The sequence below is a fragment of the Citrobacter sp. RHBSTW-00671 genome (assembly GCF_014103415.1).
GTDB lineage: Bacteria > Pseudomonadota > Gammaproteobacteria > Enterobacterales > Enterobacteriaceae > Citrobacter.
The window spans coordinates 2,983,432-3,001,408 of the sequence record NZ_JABXPR010000001.1 but is presented as its reverse complement, the minus strand read 5'-3'; the positions used below and the strand labels follow the sequence as shown (position 1 = coordinate 3,001,408).

General features: G+C 51.5%; 18 protein-coding genes and 1 pseudogene. 6 read left to right on the top strand and 13 right to left on the bottom strand.

The annotated features are described in order from the left end of the window. Positions 1–100 precede the first annotated feature (100 nt). Positions 101–673: a flavin reductase family protein gene (locus HV261_RS14420; RefSeq protein WP_202038618.1), complete on the top strand. Its 573-nt coding sequence runs from the start codon at positions 101–103 to the stop codon at positions 671–673. A 216-nt stretch (positions 674–889) separates the two neighbouring features. Continuing rightward, positions 890–2,866, top strand: a complete 1,977-nt coding sequence (locus tag HV261_RS14415; protein WP_202038617.1) for an alkyl/aryl-sulfatase — start codon at positions 890–892, stop codon at positions 2,864–2,866. 38 nt (positions 2,867–2,904) lie between these two features. Here the strand turns inward: HV261_RS14415 and pptA are convergent, their stop codons facing one another. The 5 genes from pptA to HV261_RS14390 all read right to left on the bottom strand — a co-directional run bounded on the left by pptA (position 2,905) and on the right by HV261_RS14390 (position 7,518). After that, entirely contained in the window at positions 2,905–3,132 is a 228-nt protein-coding gene (pptA, locus tag HV261_RS14410) for a tautomerase PptA (RefSeq protein ID WP_137381841.1), read from the bottom strand. 169 nt (positions 3,133–3,301) lie between these two features. Then, positions 3,302–4,243, bottom strand: a complete 942-nt coding sequence (gene mdh, locus HV261_RS14405) for a malate dehydrogenase (protein WP_202038616.1) — start codon at positions 4,241–4,243, stop codon at positions 3,302–3,304. 109 nt (positions 4,244–4,352) lie between these two features. Next, positions 4,353–5,774 carry an SLC13 family permease gene (locus tag HV261_RS14400; protein ID WP_137381839.1) on the bottom strand — a complete coding sequence of 474 codons (1,422 nt, stop codon included), beginning with the start codon at positions 5,772–5,774 and terminating at the stop codon, positions 4,353–4,355. A 54-nt stretch (positions 5,775–5,828) separates the two neighbouring features. Beyond that, positions 5,829–6,527 (bottom strand): RraA family protein, encoded by a 699-nt coding sequence (locus tag HV261_RS14395; RefSeq protein WP_202038615.1) that lies wholly within the window; start codon positions 6,525–6,527, stop codon positions 5,829–5,831. Positions 6,528–6,552: 25 nt separating this feature from the next. After that, positions 6,553–7,518, bottom strand: a complete 966-nt coding sequence (locus tag HV261_RS14390) for a hydroxyacid dehydrogenase (RefSeq protein WP_137381837.1) — start codon at positions 7,516–7,518, stop codon at positions 6,553–6,555. A 348-nt stretch (positions 7,519–7,866) separates the two neighbouring features. Between HV261_RS14390 and HV261_RS14385 the strand changes: the two genes are divergently transcribed. Beyond that, a complete protein-coding gene (locus HV261_RS14385; RefSeq protein WP_202038614.1) occupies positions 7,867–8,781 on the top strand; it encodes a LysR family transcriptional regulator in 915 nt (304 codons plus the stop codon). A 12-nt stretch (positions 8,782–8,793) separates the two neighbouring features. Here the strand turns inward: HV261_RS14385 and HV261_RS14380 are convergent, their stop codons facing one another. Next, positions 8,794–9,411: a glutathione S-transferase family protein gene (locus HV261_RS14380; protein WP_202038613.1), complete on the bottom strand. Its 618-nt coding sequence runs from the start codon at positions 9,409–9,411 to the stop codon at positions 8,794–8,796. Between the two features lie 377 nt (positions 9,412–9,788). Here HV261_RS14380 and HV261_RS14375 point away from each other — a divergent pair. From HV261_RS14375 to HV261_RS14365, 3 genes and pseudogenes are all read left to right on the top strand, one after another. Continuing rightward, positions 9,789–10,280: pseudogene (locus tag HV261_RS14375) on the top strand (Hcp family type VI secretion system effector). 11 nt (positions 10,281–10,291) lie between these two features. Next, positions 10,292–10,648: a tlde1 domain-containing protein gene (locus HV261_RS14370; protein ID WP_202038612.1), complete on the top strand. Its 357-nt coding sequence runs from the start codon at positions 10,292–10,294 to the stop codon at positions 10,646–10,648. Then, complete coding sequence (locus HV261_RS14365) at positions 10,645–11,076, top strand: hypothetical protein (protein WP_202038611.1); 432 nt, start codon at positions 10,645–10,647, stop codon at positions 11,074–11,076. Before HV261_RS14370 ends, HV261_RS14365 begins: the two co-directional genes overlap by 4 nt. A gap of 202 nt (positions 11,077–11,278) precedes the next feature. Here HV261_RS14365 and HV261_RS14360 read toward each other — a convergent pair whose 3' ends face one another. Genes HV261_RS14360 through HV261_RS14330 form a run of 7 tightly spaced genes read right to left on the bottom strand, consistent with a single transcriptional unit; the run spans position 11,279 to position 17,894 of the window. Then, positions 11,279–12,052, bottom strand: a complete 774-nt coding sequence (locus tag HV261_RS14360) for an amino acid ABC transporter ATP-binding protein (RefSeq protein WP_137381829.1) — start codon at positions 12,050–12,052, stop codon at positions 11,279–11,281. Next, a complete protein-coding gene (locus HV261_RS14355) occupies positions 12,036–12,962 on the bottom strand; it encodes an amino acid ABC transporter permease (protein ID WP_202038610.1) in 927 nt (308 codons plus the stop codon). Before HV261_RS14355 ends, HV261_RS14360 begins: the two co-directional genes overlap by 17 nt. A gap of 9 nt (positions 12,963–12,971) precedes the next feature. Next, positions 12,972–13,481 carry a GNAT family N-acetyltransferase gene (locus HV261_RS14350; RefSeq protein ID WP_202038609.1) on the bottom strand — a complete coding sequence of 170 codons (510 nt, stop codon included), beginning with the start codon at positions 13,479–13,481 and terminating at the stop codon, positions 12,972–12,974. Between the two features lie 10 nt (positions 13,482–13,491). Next, the gene (locus tag HV261_RS28085; RefSeq protein ID WP_202038608.1) at positions 13,492–14,424 is read right to left on the bottom strand and encodes an ABC transporter substrate-binding protein; all 933 of its coding nucleotides are present in this window, start codon (positions 14,422–14,424) and stop codon (positions 13,492–13,494) included. A 12-nt stretch (positions 14,425–14,436) separates the two neighbouring features. After that, positions 14,437–15,750, bottom strand: coding sequence for an LLM class flavin-dependent oxidoreductase (locus tag HV261_RS28080; protein ID WP_202038607.1), 1,314 nt, complete (start codon positions 15,748–15,750; stop codon positions 14,437–14,439). A gap of 24 nt (positions 15,751–15,774) precedes the next feature. Then, positions 15,775–16,896, bottom strand: a complete 1,122-nt coding sequence (locus tag HV261_RS14335) for an amidohydrolase (RefSeq protein ID WP_202038606.1) — start codon at positions 16,894–16,896, stop codon at positions 15,775–15,777. After that, a complete protein-coding gene (locus tag HV261_RS14330; protein ID WP_202038605.1) occupies positions 16,896–17,894 on the bottom strand; it encodes an MsnO8 family LLM class oxidoreductase in 999 nt (332 codons plus the stop codon). Before HV261_RS14330 ends, HV261_RS14335 begins: the two co-directional genes overlap by 1 nt. Positions 17,895–17,977: the final 83 nt, after the last annotated feature.

Below are 17,977 nucleotides of genomic sequence, written 5' to 3'. Positions count from 1 at the left end.
GCTTTTGTGCGCTGTTCACCCCGGTGAGGCGACAAAATCGCTAATCCCGTTACTATCTATGTTTATTGTGATGTCATTTTTATTCTGCCGAGGAGTCGCTATGAGTCATTTTCGTCCGGTTGAATTACAACACGCCAGCCGACTGCTTAATCACGGCCCCACCATTTTGATAACCAGTCGTGACGAGAATACAGAACGGCGTAATGTGATGGCGGCCGCGTGGTCAATGCCCGTGGAATTTGATCCGCCGCGGGTAGCCATTGTTGTCGACAAGACTGCCTGGTCGCGCGAACTGATCGAGCGTAGCGGTCAATTTGGTATTGTTATTCCAGGGGTTGCCGCGATGAACTGGACCTATGCCGTGGGGAGTGTTTCCGGTCGAATAGAAGATAAGTTCAACTGCTACGGCATTCCGGTGGTCAACGGCCCGGTATTGGGACTACCGCTAATAGAAGCCAAGTGTCTCGCCTGGATGGAATGCCGCCTGCTTCCTGCCACAGCGGCTCAGGACAAATATGACACCCTGTTTGGCGAAGTGGTCTCGGCTGCCGCTGATGAGCGAGTCTTCGTTGAAGGTCGTTGGCAGTTTGATGATGGCAAACTCAATACACTGCATCACCTTGGTGCCGGAACATTTGTCACCAGCGGGAAACAGGTTACTGCCGGTAGATAATCACAGACAAACGGATGGCAGATCCGCCTGTCATCCCCATCAGCCTTCTCAAAACTTCCGAAAAACCAGTCAGATAAATCGTTTCTCTTACCTTGCTGAATCATACATGTGAATTATATTTAATCGTGCACTACGTCAAATATTGATTCAAAACGCAATCCGTTAAAGCAGCATCTCCCCAGAACTGGACTTACGAAGTGTCAGAGAGGTTTTACGATGCAACTTAATAGAATCGCACAAAGCTTTATACTTACTGGGTTATTAACGTCTTTTACTGTTCCCGTCATGTCTGCTGAAGCTCCGAAAGAGGCGACGGCGGCCACGCAACAAGCCAACAATGCACTCTACAATCAACTGCCCTTCTCCGATAACACCGACTTTACCGACGCGCACAAAGGCTTTATCGCCCCGATTCCTCAGGACGTGATCAAAGGTGAACAAGGCAACGTTATCTGGAATCCGCAACAGTACGCGTTTATTAAGGAAGGCGATAAGGCGCCGGATACGGTAAACCCGAGCTTGTGGCGCCAGTCTCAGTTGATCAATATCAGCGGGTTGTTTGAAGTCACGGAGGGTGTCTATCAGATCCGTAACCTCGATTTGTCGAATATGACCATCATCGAAGGTAAAGAAGGCATCACCGTGGTTGACCCGCTGGTCTCGGCAGAAACGGCCAAAGTCGGGATGGATCTCTACTTTAAAAACCGTGGCAAAAAACCGGTTGTCGCGGTGATTTATACCCACAGCCACGTCGACCATTACGGTGGTGTGCGCGGCGTTATTGATGAAGCCGATGTTAAAGCAGGCAAAGTGAAGGTCTATGCGCCTGCCGGCTTTATGGAAGCAGCGGTTGCTGAAAACATCATGGCCGGTAACGTCATGAGCCGCCGCGCCAGCTACATGTACGGTAACCTGCTAAAACCTGATGCTAAAGGTCAGGTCGGCGCCGGGCTGGGAACCACCACTTCCGCAGGAACGGTTACGCTGATTGCGCCAACGAATATCATCGAGAAAGATGGGCAAAAAGAGGTTATCGATGGCCTGACCTATGACTTCATGCTGGCCCCGGGCTCCGAAGCGCCTTCAGAAATGTTGTGGTACATCGAAGAGAAAAAACTCATCGAATCGGCTGAAGATGTCACCCATACCCTGCACAACACCTACTCTCTGCGCGGTGCAAAAATCCGCGAACCGTTGCCATGGTCCAAATATATCAACGAAGCGATTGTACGCTGGGGTGATAAGGCGGAAATTCTGATGGCACAGCACCATTGGCCGACCTGGGGCAATGACAAGGTGGTAAGCCTACTGAAAAGCCAGCGCGATCTGTACCGTTATATTAACGACCAGACGCTGCGTATGGCCAATGAAGGTCTGACCCGTGATGAAATCGCGGCGAACTTTAAGTTGCCGGATTCACTGGCACACACTTGGGCGAACCGCGGGTACTATGGCTCCGTAAGCCACGATGTGAAAGCCACCTACGTGCTGTACCTCGGCTGGTTTGACGGCAACCCGGCAACGCTGGATGAACTGCCGCCAGAAGAAGCAGCGAAGAAATTCGTCGACTATATGGGCGGTGCGGATGCCATTCTGCAAAAAGCGAAAGCTGACTACGACCAGGGTAACTATCGCTGGGTTGCACAGGTGGTGAGCAAAGTCGTATTTGCCGATCCGAACAACCAGGCCGCGCGAAACCTCGAAGCCGATGCGCTGGAACAATTAGGCTATCAGGCAGAGTCTGGACCGTGGCGTAACTTCTACCTGACGGGCGCACAAGAACTGCGCAACGGCGTGGTGAAAGGCCCAACGCCGAATACGGCCAGTCCGGATACCGTTCGCGCCATGACGCCAGAAATGTTCTTCGACTACCTGGCGGTACATATTAACGGGCAGAAAGCGGGCGATGCGAAATCAGTATTCAATATCGACCTTGGTAGCGATGGTGGTAAATACAAACTGGAGCTGGAAAACGGTGTTCTGAACCATACCGCTAATTCCGAAGCGAAAGATGCGGATGCCACTATCGCGCTCAATCGCGATACGCTGAACAAAATCATCCTCAAGGAAGTGACGCTAAAACAGGCGCAAGACAGCGGTGATGTGAAAATTACCGGTGACGGCGCCAGGCTCGACGCCATGCTCGGTTACATGGACAAATTTGAATTCTGGTTCAATATTGTCACACCATAACGGCATCAAAAACGGGCGAATAACTCGCCCGTTTTTTTTCACATGCTGTAACCGGGTTTTTTAATCAACGTGTCCATCTGCGGCACGATTTCCGCATCCCATACCGCTTGCCACGCGTCAGGTTCAATCTCATTCAGCGCCACGCTGACCGAGCTGTCTTTGCTTTGCAAATGACGAATAATGACATCTGTAATATCCGCCGCCAGCGCGGTTTTTTGTTCGTTGGTAAGGGCGCGAGGAAAACATTTAATATCGATGTGCGGCATTGCAGGTTCCTTATTGTTTTGGGCAAAAAAACTATCACCTAATATGCGCCAGTTAGCAAAATTCCTCCAGACGTCTTTGGTCTACCATGATGCTCAGATGCACAACGTTACCGGGCTGGTAAACGTTGAAAGCCGATTTCGACGATCGGCTTTTTCAAAACTACCCGCGTTAATTCTTACAAACAAACCGCTCACCAAACGCAATATCTTTACGCAGTTCGCTTTGCATTGCCTCGAGTGCATCCTGCTCAATGCGGCTCAGGTCAGTAAGCGCAATAACGCGAGATACACCGTTGACGCCCAATTCAACGGGCTGGGCAAAAAAACGGGCGTATTGGCTGCCGCTTTCTACATATGCGCATTCCACAATGCCTTGTTCCCCACTCAGTGCACGGAGTAACGACAAACAAAAACGTGCGGCTGCCTGCCCCATTGATAATGTGGCCGACCCGGCTCCCGCTTTAGCTTCGACAACCCGAGTCCCGGCATTTTGGACCTGGTCTGTCAGCGCACGGATCTCGTCATCGGATAATTTTATCTCCGTAAGCTGCGAGAACAACGGCAGGATCGTGACGCCCGAATGTCCGCCGATGACCGGAACCTCAACGTCCCGCACGCTGCAGCCTTTGATTTGTGCAACAAACGTATTTGCGCGAATAACATCCAATGTGGTGATGCCAAAGAGCTTGCTTTTATCGTAGACGCCAGCCTTTTGCAGGACATTAGCGGCAATCGCCACTGTGGTATTAATCGGGTTAGTAATAATACCAATACAGGCATCCGGGCATATTTTTGCGACATCACCAATAAGCTGATGAATAATATTGGCATTAATACTGAAGAGGTCAGAACGATCCATTCCCGGTTTACGGGCAATACCGGCACAGACAATAACAATTGTTGCACCTTCTAACGCATGTTGAATCTGCGTGCCACAATATCCGTGAATATGCACATCGGTTGGAATATGGCTTAAATCAACAGCAATCCCTGGGGTTGCTGTTGATATATCGTAGAGGGCGAGTTCAGACCCCTCTGGCATGTGTAATTTAAGGAGTAACGACAACGCCTGCCCTATTCCTCCGGCCGCGCCAAGAAGCGTAACTTTCATATAATATCCTTTACAAGGTTATCGACAGATATAATCAACCACGCGATACTTCAGATAAACACCACGGTAAAATAATCGCTAACAACAAATAAGTAATTATTCCTGAAAATTAAAAAACGCCAAGCATTGGCCAATAATACAATGCGCATAATGCATAAATCAGACAAGCAATCGCACACAGAACAATACCGACTCGCGGATAATCATTGATAGCAACCTTCCCGGTACCAAAGACCAACACACCCGGAATGGTGTTATAAAACATCAATAATGGATAAGCGCCAATAATCATCCCACCCGGTAACGCCAGCATTGCCGGTGGCAGACCTGCCGCATGGGCAATACCAATCAGTACAGGCAACATTGCTGCCGCCATCGCCGTAGTGCCCACAAAGAAAATATGCATGTATTGCACGACGATAAGCACGACAATCAACAAGGCGATGGTACTCAGCGTGGATAAACCCAGATGGTTAAAGATCAGCATCGATATCCACTCTGCCGCACCGGTTTTCATCAAAATAGCCCCCATACTGACACCGCCGCCGCAAATGAACAGCACTTGCCACGACACGCCTTTATTGGCTTCCGACCAATTAATCACGCCAATTTTAGGGAAGAAGAGCAGACAAGCCCCCAGCATACAGGCCGTGGTAGAATCGACACCTATCCAATCGCCGGTGACCCACAGGAAGACCACGCCGAGGAAAATCCATAACGTTTTCCACTCAGCCGCAGACATTTTTCCCATCCCGTCCAGACTGTCTTTAATCAACTGCTCTCCACCGGGGATATGCGATTGCTCAGGCGGATAAGCAAACTGCAGGTAGATCCAGGTAATAAACGTCATCAGTAATGCTGGCGGGAATCCGACTATCAAAAAATCCAGATAGGAGATCATTGGCCCACCGGCATTATGAATAAATTCAACGGTAATGGGGTTCGGTAAATTGGCTGTCAAAATACCGCCGCTGATCGTGGAATTAGTAAACGACATGGTGAGCAGTAAATTTACTGCAAATTTTGTTCGCCCTTCTTCTTTAAATAAGGCAATTAAATTCAGACAAATGGGTAGCAGGATCGCGACCCTTGGGGTTGACGACGGAATAAAGAATGCCAGCACAATATTCGCAATGGTCACCCCCAGTGTTAAATTACGCACGCTACTGCCGGTAACTTTAAGAATTAAAAAAGTAATCCGTTCAGCTAAGCGTGTTTTGGTTAGCGCCACAGCCATAATAAATGCGCCAACCAGAAGATAAGAGGAAGATGAAGAAAATCCCGACAGTGCCATTTTTAAGCTGCATACTTTTAATAATACAGCAGCAGGAACAATCAGTAAGCTTGAAACAACAATGGGGATGGGTTCGGATAAGAACAGGATAAAAACACCCGCAAACAATACCAGCGCATGCTTCCCCTCCATGGAGAGTCCTGCCATGGGAAAGGTATAGGTAATCGCCATCGCCAGGATCGCTAACGGAATTCCCCACCGTTTCTTAAACGACAACGTTTTTATATTTTCTGCCATTATTATTAGCCTATTTGAGCAAGCCAGCCACAAACGTGGCTGGCATCTGTAGAGTTAACCCGGATAAACAGCGTCAATCGTTTCGCAGCCTTTCGCCGCGAGCGCTTTATCCACCCAACTGCGATCGGCTTTTCCGGTCTGCGCCGCAACCAGTTTTGCATGGTCGTTGGCAGAAAACTTGCGAGCTTCTTCCAGCAATTTTGCCGCATCATGTTTAGGGATCACAATGACGCCATCACTGTCTCCGACGATAATATCGCCCGGCGTAACGTGAATATTGCCGCAAGCGACAGGAACATTGACTTCGCCTGGACCTTCTTTGAATGGGCCGCCTGGGGTATGACCTGTCGCATAAACTGGAACCCCCATTGCATAGATGGTATCAAGATCACGCATTGGTCCGTCCAGCACGATGCCCGCAATGCCTTGAGATTTGGCATAGGCGACCATGATCTCGCCCATCAGCGACTGGCTGCTATCCCCTTCATTGGAGACGATCAGAATGTCGCCAGGTTTAATCATGTTCAGCGCTTTGTGCATCATCAGGTTGTCGCCAGGACGCGCTTTTACCGTCAGCGCGACACCAACCATATTTTGTTCCGCAGGTGCCGTCATGCGTCGGATGCGGCAATTCATCGCGCTCAGGCGCCCCATACAGTCGGCAATATTTGCTGCTGGTATGGTTTTGAAACCTTCGATAACATCAGTTGTAGGCAGTTCACGTTGAGTAAAGACTCTGAATCCAATAGACATTTTATTCTCCAGTACGTCGTAAATATTATTTAATCAGGTGGTTAACACACAGACTCGGGGATAACGGTTTTCCGTTAAGGAAATTAATCACGTTGTCAGCGGCATGCGCAGCCATCGCGTCTAACGCATCAGGCGTGGACCCGCCAACATGCGGGGTCATAACAACGGTGGGTTGTGAGGCAATAGCATCGCTGAGGGGCAGTGGTTCATTAACGAAAGTGTCCAGACCTGCGCCTGCAAGTTTTCCACTCTGCAAAGCAGCTACCAGCGCATTTTCATCAATCAGCGGCCCTCTGGCGGTATTAACCAGAATTGCACCATCAGGCAGTAGTGAAAGCGCCTCTTCGTTAATCAGATTTCGGGTAGCGGGAACCAGCGGACAATGCAGGCTGAGCACCTGGCTTTGGCGAAGCAACGCCGGTAAATCGTTGACAAGTGTGACCTGTTCGATTGGGCTGGCCTTGAGCATGGGATCGTAAGCGACGACCTTCATGCCCAGCGCTATACAGAATTGCGCCAGCGTTTGTCCTATTTGGCCAAAACCCACCAATCCCAAAGTGCGTCCACTTAATTGTTGGCCGTTTCCGGCGCGACTCCAGTTCCCTGTGCGTAAATCCCGGTCATAGGATGCAATGCGCCTGGCGGCCGCCAGCATAAGCCCTAATGCCAGTTCGGCAACCGATTGTGAGTTTGTTCCCGGCGTCACGAGGACGGGAATATTACGTTCCGTCGCCGCATCGACATCAATGTTACTTACGCCTACGCCATGTTTGGTGATGACTTTCAGCGTTGGACAAGCACGGATAGCTTCGCCCGTTAGCGTCATCGTGCGTGAAATGACAGCATCAACAGGCTCAGTGGATAAAATCGACAGGATCGCCTGCGGATCTGTTGAATCATTTACATAGATTATTTTACAGTCAGCATCTATTAGTTTTTTAACACCCTTCGGCGCCAGTTTTGGTGCCGTCATTAATACGGTAAAACGCATCCTCTTCTCCTTGCCATAGTCGGGATGGGAGATTTTTACCCCAGGACAAGGCGACGCAACAGGCAATAATATTGATAGCGGCAATAACTTTTCGTTAAATAGCGTAAAAACAAAATGCGCTTATAAACATCATAAAATACAGTTGGTTGCATTAATTCATCAGGATGTCATTGCGTAATAATTCGGAACTGACAGGCGGCATGGTTCACACATTTCGCCGTATTTTCTTACTTTTTATGCAAGAGAAAACGTCATCTTTTTGCTGTCAGGTCAAAAAATAATGGCGCGTCATTCTCTACCATGCTGTGACGATAATACCGGGCGGATGGGAAAAGGTGCTGTAGAGTCATGAATCTCAATATTCGCGATTTGACGTTTTTTTATGTTATTGCAGAAGTGGGTAGCCTCGCTCAAGCCTCAGAACGCCTTGGGCGCTCGCAACCTGCGTTGTCAAAATGCATCCAGCGTCTGGAAGAGGAAGTGGGTACACAATTATTGACCCGCAGCGGGCACGGTATAACGCTTACCGCCGCGGGCGAGTTAATGCGTGAACGGGCCAGAAAGCTCTGTTTTTTTATGGAGCAAACGGAACAGGACCTCGAAAACTATGTTCGCGGGGTGTCAGGGAAAATACGTATAGGCTGTGTACCGACTGTCGCTGAATATCTCATACCTAAACTGTGTCAGGCTTTTCTGACAGAAAACCCCCTCGCTATGCTCGAAATTGTTCCCGGAGTGAATAATTATCTTTGGGATAACCTGCAGAATTATCAGTTAGATATCATTATTGTTACTAAAACGATCAGCTATGAAAACGCCATTATCTACCCGATAATGGAGGATGCTGTGGTTTTAGTCGGCAGCTGCGAGCATCCTATTTTCACAAAAGAGTTGAAGTCAATTACGCCTCAAGATCTTGTCGAATACAAATGGTTGTTATCGGGGAAAAATACGGCCTCCCGACGCTGGATCGATCAGTTTTTTATTAGCCGAGGGCTTCCGCCACCTCGAGCCCAGATAGAAACATCATCGTTTCATCTTATGCCCAAAATCCTTGCGGCAAATAAAGAATTACTGGGCTTCATACCCCGGCGTAATTTGACCAAGGGCGGTGTGGTATATAAACAATTGAAGGAAATCCCGCTGGAAGGAACAGCAAATTCCCGTCATTTTATTCTTGGTCGACTCAAGGATCGCTGCCCCTCTCCCATCACAGAACGACTTATCAGGATGATCCGCGAACAGGGGCAAGACATGTTTTAAGCGTTCATCGCGTCAAATAATTCTGTTATCTTTCAGTACAGTACGCAGCCGCGGGATTTGACAAACCGCGTCCGCGATGGCGCTGATATTGGGCGTATTGTCCTGGAACCAGTCATGTCCAGGCCCCCAGGTGCGCAGAACGGCAATATAAACATCCAGCAACGTGAGCTGATCGCCAAACGCGTACGGTTCGGCGCTTAGCTGGTCATTCAGCCACATATAAAGCGATTTACGGTACTCAATACAGCCCTTTTTCAACTGCGCCGGGGCATCAGGCGTCCAGCGTTCGGGATAGTCAGCATACGTGAACGTGGGATAGACATTTGTCACCAGCCATATCAGCAGGCGCTGAAATTGCTGACGTTCTACATGTCCGACAGGCGGCGCCAGTTCGGGCCTGCTGTCCAGAATCATCAGCGCAATAGCCGCCGTTTCCGTCATCACATTGCCATTTTCCAGTATCAGTGTGGGCACCTGACACAGCGGATTCATTGTTTTTAGCAACGCCCGCGACGGCCCATCGCTGTCAAAGCCGTCCACATTAATAAACGTGTAAGGGATCTCCGCCAGTGTAAGCATCACTTCACTGATGGCCGATCCCCAGCCCGGTACCCCATAGACTTTAATCATGCTGCAACCCCAAAGTTAAAACCCTAAGTGTAGAGCATGTGGGGAGGTGATCAATTCTGGACTACAGGGAGGTTCAGGAGAATCGACGCGACGTAGATTTGGTGCGGTTCTCGGGAGGTTCGAGGATTCTGTACGGCTCTTGGCCTGATTGGCCAAAAACGATAAATAATGCGGATAATTCTGGACTAACTTTTCAGAAATAGGGGCCGTATTATACCGGCCTTCTTTTACTTGTATCAAAGAAAATTTAGATCGTTTTGTATCCTCATAGCACTAAATTGACGTGTAATTTTATAGGCGATAGCGTTTGTGGGTAACGTAATTGATTAACGCTACAGGACTTTAAATAGGATTTCTTTAAATGGAGTTTTAAACAAATGGCAATTCCCGCGTATTTGTGGCTAAAAGACGACGGCGGCGCTGATATCGAAGGCTCTGTCGACATTCATGGCCGTGAAGGAAGTATCGAGATTATTGGCCTGAACCATGGTGTAATGCAGCCCACCGATAAACACAATGGCAAGGCGACCAGTCTCCGCGTCCATTCTCCTTATTCGTTCGACAAGGAGATCGACTCCTCTAGCCCGTATCTTTACAAGGCCGTTAGCTCTGGCCAGAAACTCAAATCCGCCGAGGTGAAATTTTAGCGCATTAATGATGCCGGTCAGGAGGTTGAATACTTCTCCACCCTGATGGAAGGCGTGAAGATTGTCAGCGTCTGCCCGATGATGCTGGATATCAAAGACCCGTGCTATGAGAAATATAATCACATCGAGCTGGTCGAGTTACTGTACGAAAAAATCACCTGGCGTTATGCCGACGGTAACATCATGCACTCGGACAGCTGGAACGAACGCGCGACTGCATAAGGAGAAAGACTATGGGATGGAAATATGAGCAGTCGACCGGCAACATGTACAAAGACGGTAAACTGATAGAGAGCGGCTACTCCGGTGCACTTACCAATAAAAACAACCCAGACCGCCAGCAGGTCAAAGGACTTGGGCCGCTGCCGCGGGGAACGTATAAAATAGCGGGGCATTCAACCTCTAAAGGACCTGTGACCATCATTCTGGAGCAGGCCTCTGGGGAGACTTTCGGGCGTTCAGAATTCCGCATTCACGGCGAGCGCAAGCACGGTCCAGCGGGCTTCGCCTCGGAGGGATGTATTATCCTCTCCTTGACCACCCGACGGCTGATACTCCGCGATGGTGGCGACCTTGAGGTCGTGCGATGAAGCGCCTGGCAATTTTGCTGTTGGCGGCGCAGTCGCTCCCTGCGATGGCGGGCAGCACTGACTGGCCAGACGCATTCCGAGGCATTGCCGCTGGTGAGGCTCAATGGCTTGAGCAGGTCCCGGCACTGGCAGCAGTTGCCGACGTTAAACAGGCTCAGAGGCTGGAGGATTCGCTCGCGGCAGCACTGACAGCAAACACCGCCGGCGCACTGAGGGCGCTAGACGTTATCGACGCCGGGCACTGGCCTCACATGATTGGCTCTGATATCGTATGCACCCCACCGACGGAAACCCCGGACAAGGTGGACGCATTCTACCAGCGTACGCGTCAGGTGCTGCTGAGCACGGCTGCCGGGGCAAAATGCCTCTGGATTCTTGAAGCCTCTTATGACGAACTGAAGGCAGACAACACCCGCAAGGTTAAGTAAGGTAGCCAACCCGGTCATCGCATAGGCGGGTCTTTTCTTCCGCTTACTTTTGATTGTAAGTGTCAGCTATACCGGAGAATCAAAACCCGTTTCTGCGCATTACCCACAGAGGCGTCATCTCGCCCCTCGGGGTAGGCAAAATCGTCGTTACCCTGTAATCGCTGTTCGGCACAATCCTGTGCCGCAACGCAATTCCACGTATTTACAGAACTTTCGACAAAAACTGCTGCGTGCGCGTGTGGCGCGGATAATTTAGCACCTGTTCGCTGCTACCCTGTTCGACAATTTTGCCGTCAACCATAAACACCACCTGATCGGCCACTTCCCGGGCAAACCCGATTTCATGCGTCACCACAACCAGCGTGGTTCCCGACTGTGCCAGCGACTTAATCACGTCCAGCACTTCGCCCACCAGTTCAGGATCGAGTGCGGACGTCGGCTCATCAAATAGCATCACGCGCGGATTTAACGCCAGCGCGCGGGCAATGGCGATACGTTGCTGCTGGCCCCCGGATAAATGCCGCGACCAGGCATCGGCTTTTTGCCGCAGTCCGACAGCATCCAGCAAGGTAAATGCTCGCTCAATAGCCTCTTTGCGCGAAGCCAGTCCGTGTGCAACAGGCGCTTCAATCAGGTTTTCCAGCACCGTTAAATGCGGGAACAGGTTAAAGTTCTGAAATACGTAGCCCACATTGATGCGCTGGCGCAGGATTTCCGCCTCTTTCAGCTCATACAACCGGTCTCCCTGAAGGCGATAACCAATATAATCACCGTCAATCTGAATAAACCCCTCATCGACACGCTCCAGATGATTAATCGCCCGCAGTAGGGTTGATTTACCTGAACCGGAAGGCCCGAGAATAACCGTGACCGTACCGGGTGGGATCTCCAGCGATACGTTATCCAGCGCCTTATGGCGACCAAAATATTTGCTGACGCCGGTAATGGAAATATGACCTTCAGGCGAGTGGGACATGGATAGCCTCCTGCTGTGGAACCTGGCGGCGACGTTTAGCCGTGCGACTCACCCTGGCGGTGTTAATAGCGGATCGTCTTTCACTGCGTGCCAGCGCGCGTTCAACCAGATGCTGAATAAATGACAAAACGCTGGTGATCACCAGATACCATACGGCGCCAACCATCAGCAGCGGAATCACTTCCTGGGTGCGGTTGTAGATCATCTGGATGGTGTAGAACAGTTCCGGCATGGCCAGCACATAAACCATCGCCGTTCCTTTTGCCAGGCTGATAATTTCGTTGAATCCGGCGGGCAAAATAGTGCGCAACGCCTGTGGCAGGATAATACGTAGCGTGCGGCGCCAGGCAGGTAATCCCAGGGCTGCTGCCGCCTCATACTGACCATGATCAACCCCAAGAAACCCGCCGCGAATAATCTCAGCGGTATAAGCGCTTTGCACAAGCGTCAGGCCAACAACCGCAGTGGAAAACTGTCCGAGGACATTGATAGTCTCAAAGCTGCCCCACTGGAGAGCAGTGAACGGTATGCCGATCGCCAGCGTGTCGTACAAATAGGAGAAGTTGTACAAAATGATCAATACCACAATCAGCGGGAGTGAGCGAAACAACCAGATGTATCCCCACGCCAGGCTGTTTAGTAGCCAGGATGATGAGAGTCTGGCCAGCGCCAGCAACCCGCCAAATACCACGCTCAGTAATGTCCCAATGAGCGTCAACAACAGCGTTTGCCCAAGTCCAGACAAGATAACCGGGTCGAAGAACCAGCGAGCAAAAACGCCCCATTCCCAACGCGGATTAAACGCGACAGACTGTATAATCGCCGCCAGCACAAACAGGGCAATAACCGCCCCTACGGTACGCATCGGGTAACGTGCCGGGACGACTTTGATGGTTGCAGTCGTTTTCATCTTCTCTCCTCAGGCAATTTTGGCCTGACCTGCGATAGTCAACAGTTTGGTGAAGCGCAGTCGTCCATCAAAAGGCGGCTGGCTGTACTCTTCTGGATTACGTGTGGTGTCGAACTGAGGATCGTATCCCTGACTCAAATAAAGCCGGACGGCCTCTGGCTGGCGAAAACCCGTGGTCAGATAGATACGGCTATAGCCCGCCAGTAATGCCCGGCGCTCCAGCTCCTGCACCACATGCGCTGCCAGCCCCTGCTTACGCAGGCTGCTTTTCGTCCAGATACGCTTAATTTCAGCGGTGTCTTTGTCATAGGGTTTGTAAGCCCCAGTGGCGATAATTTCGCCGTCGCGCTCCAGCACCACAAAGATCCCCTGTGGGACCAGATACCATTCGGTTAGCTCCACTTCAGCATCACGAGAAAAATAATCGCCATAGCGGGCGGCATATTCACCAAACAGGCCGTTGAGGATCGGCTGTAGCTCAATGGCGTCGGGCGAGACAACGCGGAATTGATCGCTCACATTGACCTCCTTAGTCGCCTAAACCGGCCGGGTTAACTTCAGATTGCGGGATACGTTCTACCCCTTCCCCCCAGCGGTTCAGCACCTTGTCATAGTCGCCATTGCCGATCACACCGTTGAGGGCAGTTTGCACCGGCAGCACCAGGCCACTGTCTTTTTTCAGCGTAACGGCAATATGTGCGGCTTTCGGCCATCCGCCATCGACGCTGCCCACCAATTGCGTTTTACCATTGAGCGCCGCTTTCCAGGCCCCAATGACATTCGGACCAAAGTAAGCATCCGCACGACCTGACTGTAGAGCCAGCGTCTGAGCAGCATCATCTTTGGTATACACTGGCGTAAACGGTTTTAATCCTTTCTTCAAATTCTCTTCGTTCCACGCCAACAGAATGGCTTCCTGGTTCGTCCCTGAGCCGACGATAATGCGCAGCCCGGCAATATCTTCCGCCTGTTCAATTTTCGTCAGCGTGCTGCCGGTTTTGACATAAAAACCCAGGGAGTCCTTACGATAGGTGGCGAAATCGAACTTCTCTTTGCGCGCTTTGGTCACGGTAATATTGCTGATCGCAGCATCGTATTTCCCGGACGCCACGCCCAGTGGCCAGTCTTCCCATGACGTGGGGACGACATTCAGCTCCAGCCCCAGACTATCGGCAACCAGGCGGGCAATATCGGCCTCACTGCCGATGAGCGTTTTATTATCATCGGCAAATACAGTCAGCGGCGGCTGGCTCAGTCCGGCGATAGCGACCGTAAATTTACCCGGCACAGCCAGGCGCAGATTAGCGGGTAACTGCGCAATCGCCTGTGGATTTTTAACCGTGTGAATCGGTGTTTTATTGGCTTCCAGGCTCACGCCGGTGCCGTTGATGGTGACGTCATTTGCCCAGACCGTCGCGCTGAAAGCCAGCGACAGCGCAAGAAGTAGTGATTTTTTCTGCATAGCGTTTTTCTCTTATTGTGTGAATTGATTTGCAGGTGTTGCCAGCCCTAGGCTTGCGCGCAGCGTCGTGCCGGGATAGTCGTGGCGAAATAAACCGCGCGCCTGAAGCACGGGAATAACCTGGTCGACAAACCGTGGGAAGGTATCTGGCGTTCCCCCCTGAATGATGAAACCGTCGGCGGCTTTCTCCTCGAACCACTGCTGCAGCCCATCAGCCACCTGCGCCGGCGTTCCGCTAAAACGTGGACGAGGACTGGCAGCTTCCAGCGCCACCTGACGCAGGGTTAATCCCCGCTCCCGCGCATTGCGCTTGATCTCGTCAGTGGTACTACGAAAACTGTTTTCCCCGAGGGTGCCAAGATCCGGGAACGGTGCGTCCAGCGGGTACTGGCTAAAATCGTGATGTTCAAAATAGCGTCCCAGGTAATTCAGCGCGTCGGTGATCGACACCAGTGCTGCGGTCGCCTGATACTGTTGCTCTACGTCAGCGTCACTGTCGCCAACAATAATGCTGACGCCCTGGAAAATATGCAGTTCATCGGCATGACGTCCGACAGCTTCAAGCTGACTTTTGACATCCTGATAAAATGCTTTGGCTTCAGACAGAGATTCCTGATGGGTGAAAACAGCGTCCGCATGCTGCGCCGCCAATTTTTTCCCATCGTCTGACGCGCCTGCCTGAAATATAACCGGACGACCTTGTGGGGTCCGGCCAATATTTAGTGGCCCTGCCACCTGGAAATAATCACCATGGTGATTCAGGGTGTGTAATTTATGCGGATGAAAGAACTCGCCACTTGTTTTATTGCGGACAAACGCATCGTCTTCCCAGGAATCCCATAGACCTTTCACTACCTGTAAATATTCATCGGCAATGCGATAACGTTGAGCATGCTCAGGATGCTGGGCACGGGAATAGTTTTTAGCCGAACCTTCCAGTGGGGATGTCACCACATTCCATCCGGCCCTGCCCTGGCTAAGATGGTCCAGACTGGCAAACTGTCGCGCGGTAGTAAACGGCTCGCTATAGGAGGTAGAAACCGTACCCACCAGGCCAAGATGACGGGTGACGCTTGCCAGCGCAGATAATACCGTCAGCGGCTCAAAGCGATTTAAAAAATGTGGAATAGATTTCTCATTAATATACAAACCGTCAGCGACAAAAATAAAATCCAGCTTCCCTTTCTCCGCAATATGCGCCGTCTCTTTTACAAAATCAAAATTAATACTGGCATCAGCACGCGCTGCCGGATGACGCCATGCTGACATATTCCCGGAGGCACCATGCAAAATAGTGCCCAGACGTAGTTGCCGATTTTCAGCCATAGTAACCCCTACCCAACAGATAAATTAAAGGTGTGCGAATGCCGTTTTTGCTAAATGTGCAAAGTAGTGTGCGGCAGGTTCAATTAACCGTTCATCCGGATTAAACCCCGGATGATGTAATCCGTATTCACTGGCACTACCGATGCTAACAAACGCCCCAGGCGTATTTTGCAAATAAACGGCAAAATCCTCCCCGCCCATATGCAGGTCGGCATGGTGCGTCGTGTAACCGGATTGTCTGGCTACGTTGGTCGCAATATCGGCCCAGAGCGCGTCATTGACCAGGGCCGTGGGCCCCGCGTGCCAGATAACATCGATCTGTGCGCCAAAGGCGTGGGCAAACCCAGCGGCAATATCACTGACCCGTGATTTGACCTGTTGTTGCACCTCTGCGCGATGTGTCCGGAGCGTCCCTTCCAGCTCAACGGATTCCGGTAGTACGTTCCATGTATTTCCCCCCTGAATTCGGGTGACGCTAAGCACCACCGAATCCAGCGTATTGACCTCACGGCTGGCGACGCTTTGTAATACCGTCACCAGTTGACTGGCGAGCAGGATGGCATCTTTTCCCTCGTGTGGACGCGCCGCATGCGCGCCTTTTCCGGTAATACGCAGCACAAGGCGGTCCACATTGGCGTAAAACGCCCCTCCTCGGGTGGCAAAATCGCCTACCGCCAACCCGGGCTCGTTGTGCATGCCAAAGATCGCGGCCACATTTTGCAGGGCTCCGGCACGGATCAGCGTTTTAGCGCCACCAAAACTTTCTTCTGCCGGCTGAAACAAAATACGCACGCGTCCCGGTAATGTGTTTTCCTCCTGCTTAAGCAACAGTGCAGCGCCGAGCATCACGCTGGTGTGAATATCATGTCCACAGGCATGCATCACCCCCGGCGTGATGGAGCGAAACGGCACATCGGTATTTTCTTCGATCGGTAAAGCATCGATATCCGCCCGTAGAGCGATGACATCGTCTCCCTGACCAATTTCGGCAACGACACCCGTTTTCAGATTGAACGGCAATAGCGTGACATCTGCAGCATGCAACCAGTCACGAATACGCGCGGTTGTCGCCACTTCCTGGAGGGACAGCTCCGGGTGCTGATGTAGCTCGCGACGCCAGTCGATAAGCTGTGAGGCGAATGACATCAGACAACCTCCATCGTGCTGTGTGCTTGTGCCAACAGGCGTAACGATGTCAGGCGCGCCTGACCTTCGGCCACCGGCGTATCGATAATGAATTCATCAATACCGTATTGCACCTGCCATGAACGCAGTGTGGCCACCACCTCCTGAGCGCTCCCCTGCAGTAACGCCTGCTCACGCCGGGCAATTGTTCGTGGTGCGCTGCCCGCCTGCGCGGCGAAAGCCAGCGCCTGCTCTTCGCTGGCGACGGTGACGCGTTGTCCATCCTCCAACTCGACGCCCCAGATTTGTACATCTTTCGCCAGTTGCGCTGCCATATCGCTGCTGTCAGCCACAATAACCTGCACAGCGACAATCGTTGGCCGTGAACTGTTGGCCTGCCAGAAGCTCAGCACCTCATGCAGTAACGCTTTATCGCCGTTCAGGTGCGCTGCGAAAATAAAGTTCCAGTCGGACTCTGCCGCCAGGCGTGCACTTTCTACGCTCGCGCCCAGCACAAATCTTTGCGGCGGCGCTGGCGGGAGCGGAGTCGGGAATACTGTCTGCCCGCTTTCTGTCCCGGTCAGCGCCAGCCAGGCGTTCAGTTGAGTAAGCTGGTCGGCAAAACTGCCTTTTTCTTCCTGATGCAGACCCACCTGCAGTGCCTGCGTTGACAGCGGTAAGCCGCCTGGCGCTTTCCCAACCCCAAGATCGACACGTCCCGGCGCCAGTGAGGCCAGAAGATTAAAGTTTTCCGCTACTTTGTAGGGGCTATAGTGTTGCAGCATGACGCCACCGGAGCCCACACGAATGCGCTGGGTTTGTCCCAGTATCCAGGCGATCACCAGTTCCGGTGATGGGCTGGCAAGCTGCGGCGTATTGTGATGCTCAGCTATCCAAAAACGATGATATCCCCACTCTTCTGCGTGTTGTGCCAGGCGCAGCGTGCGGGCCAGTGCGGTTGCGGCAGTTTCACCTTCCCCGATGGGGCTTTTATCCAGAATACTCAGGCGGTATGACATGTTGCAGGCCTATATTTGTTAACATGTCAGTATTATTAAATTATCAAATAACCATATAGAAACATTTAATTCACATTTGCTCA

What these genes read in the sequence shown, in the direction of transcription:
- HV261_RS14390 (WP_137381837.1), bottom strand. Translation starts at nt 7,518, where the DNA reads ATGCGTTTTACCGTATTAATGACGGCACCAAAACTGGCGCCGAAGGGT.
- HV261_RS14395 (WP_202038615.1), bottom strand. Translation starts at nt 6,527, where the DNA reads ATGTCTATTGGATTCAGAGTCTTTACTCAACGTGAACTGCCTACAACT.
- HV261_RS14415 (WP_202038617.1), top strand. Translation starts at nt 890, where the DNA reads ATGCAACTTAATAGAATCGCACAAAGCTTTATACTTACTGGGTTATTA.
- HV261_RS28085 (WP_202038608.1), bottom strand. Translation starts at nt 14,424, where the DNA reads ATGCAGAAAAAATCACTACTTCTTGCGCTGTCGCTGGCTTTCAGCGCG.
- HV261_RS14370 (WP_202038612.1), top strand. Translation starts at nt 10,292, where the DNA reads ATGGGATGGAAATATGAGCAGTCGACCGGCAACATGTACAAAGACGGT.
- mdh (WP_202038616.1), bottom strand. Translation starts at nt 4,243, where the DNA reads ATGAAAGTTACGCTTCTTGGCGCGGCCGGAGGAATAGGGCAGGCGTTG.
- HV261_RS14355 (WP_202038610.1), bottom strand. Translation starts at nt 12,962, where the DNA reads ATGAAAACGACTGCAACCATCAAAGTCGTCCCGGCACGTTACCCGATG.
- HV261_RS28080 (WP_202038607.1), bottom strand. Translation starts at nt 15,750, where the DNA reads ATGGCTGAAAATCGGCAACTACGTCTGGGCACTATTTTGCATGGTGCC.
- HV261_RS14380 (WP_202038613.1), bottom strand. Translation starts at nt 9,411, where the DNA reads ATGATTAAAGTCTATGGGGTACCGGGCTGGGGATCGGCCATCAGTGAA.
- HV261_RS14360 (WP_137381829.1), bottom strand. Translation starts at nt 12,052, where the DNA reads ATGTCCCACTCGCCTGAAGGTCATATTTCCATTACCGGCGTCAGCAAA.
- HV261_RS14385 (WP_202038614.1), top strand. Translation starts at nt 7,867, where the DNA reads ATGAATCTCAATATTCGCGATTTGACGTTTTTTTATGTTATTGCAGAA.
- HV261_RS14365 (WP_202038611.1), top strand. Translation starts at nt 10,645, where the DNA reads ATGAAGCGCCTGGCAATTTTGCTGTTGGCGGCGCAGTCGCTCCCTGCG.
- HV261_RS14420 (WP_202038618.1), top strand. Translation starts at nt 101, where the DNA reads ATGAGTCATTTTCGTCCGGTTGAATTACAACACGCCAGCCGACTGCTT.
- pptA (WP_137381841.1), bottom strand. Translation starts at nt 3,132, where the DNA reads ATGCCGCACATCGATATTAAATGTTTTCCTCGCGCCCTTACCAACGAA.
- HV261_RS14335 (WP_202038606.1), bottom strand. Translation starts at nt 16,896, where the DNA reads ATGTCATTCGCCTCACAGCTTATCGACTGGCGTCGCGAGCTACATCAG.
- HV261_RS14400 (WP_137381839.1), bottom strand. Translation starts at nt 5,774, where the DNA reads ATGGCAGAAAATATAAAAACGTTGTCGTTTAAGAAACGGTGGGGAATT.
- HV261_RS14330 (WP_202038605.1), bottom strand. Translation starts at nt 17,894, where the DNA reads ATGTCATACCGCCTGAGTATTCTGGATAAAAGCCCCATCGGGGAAGGT.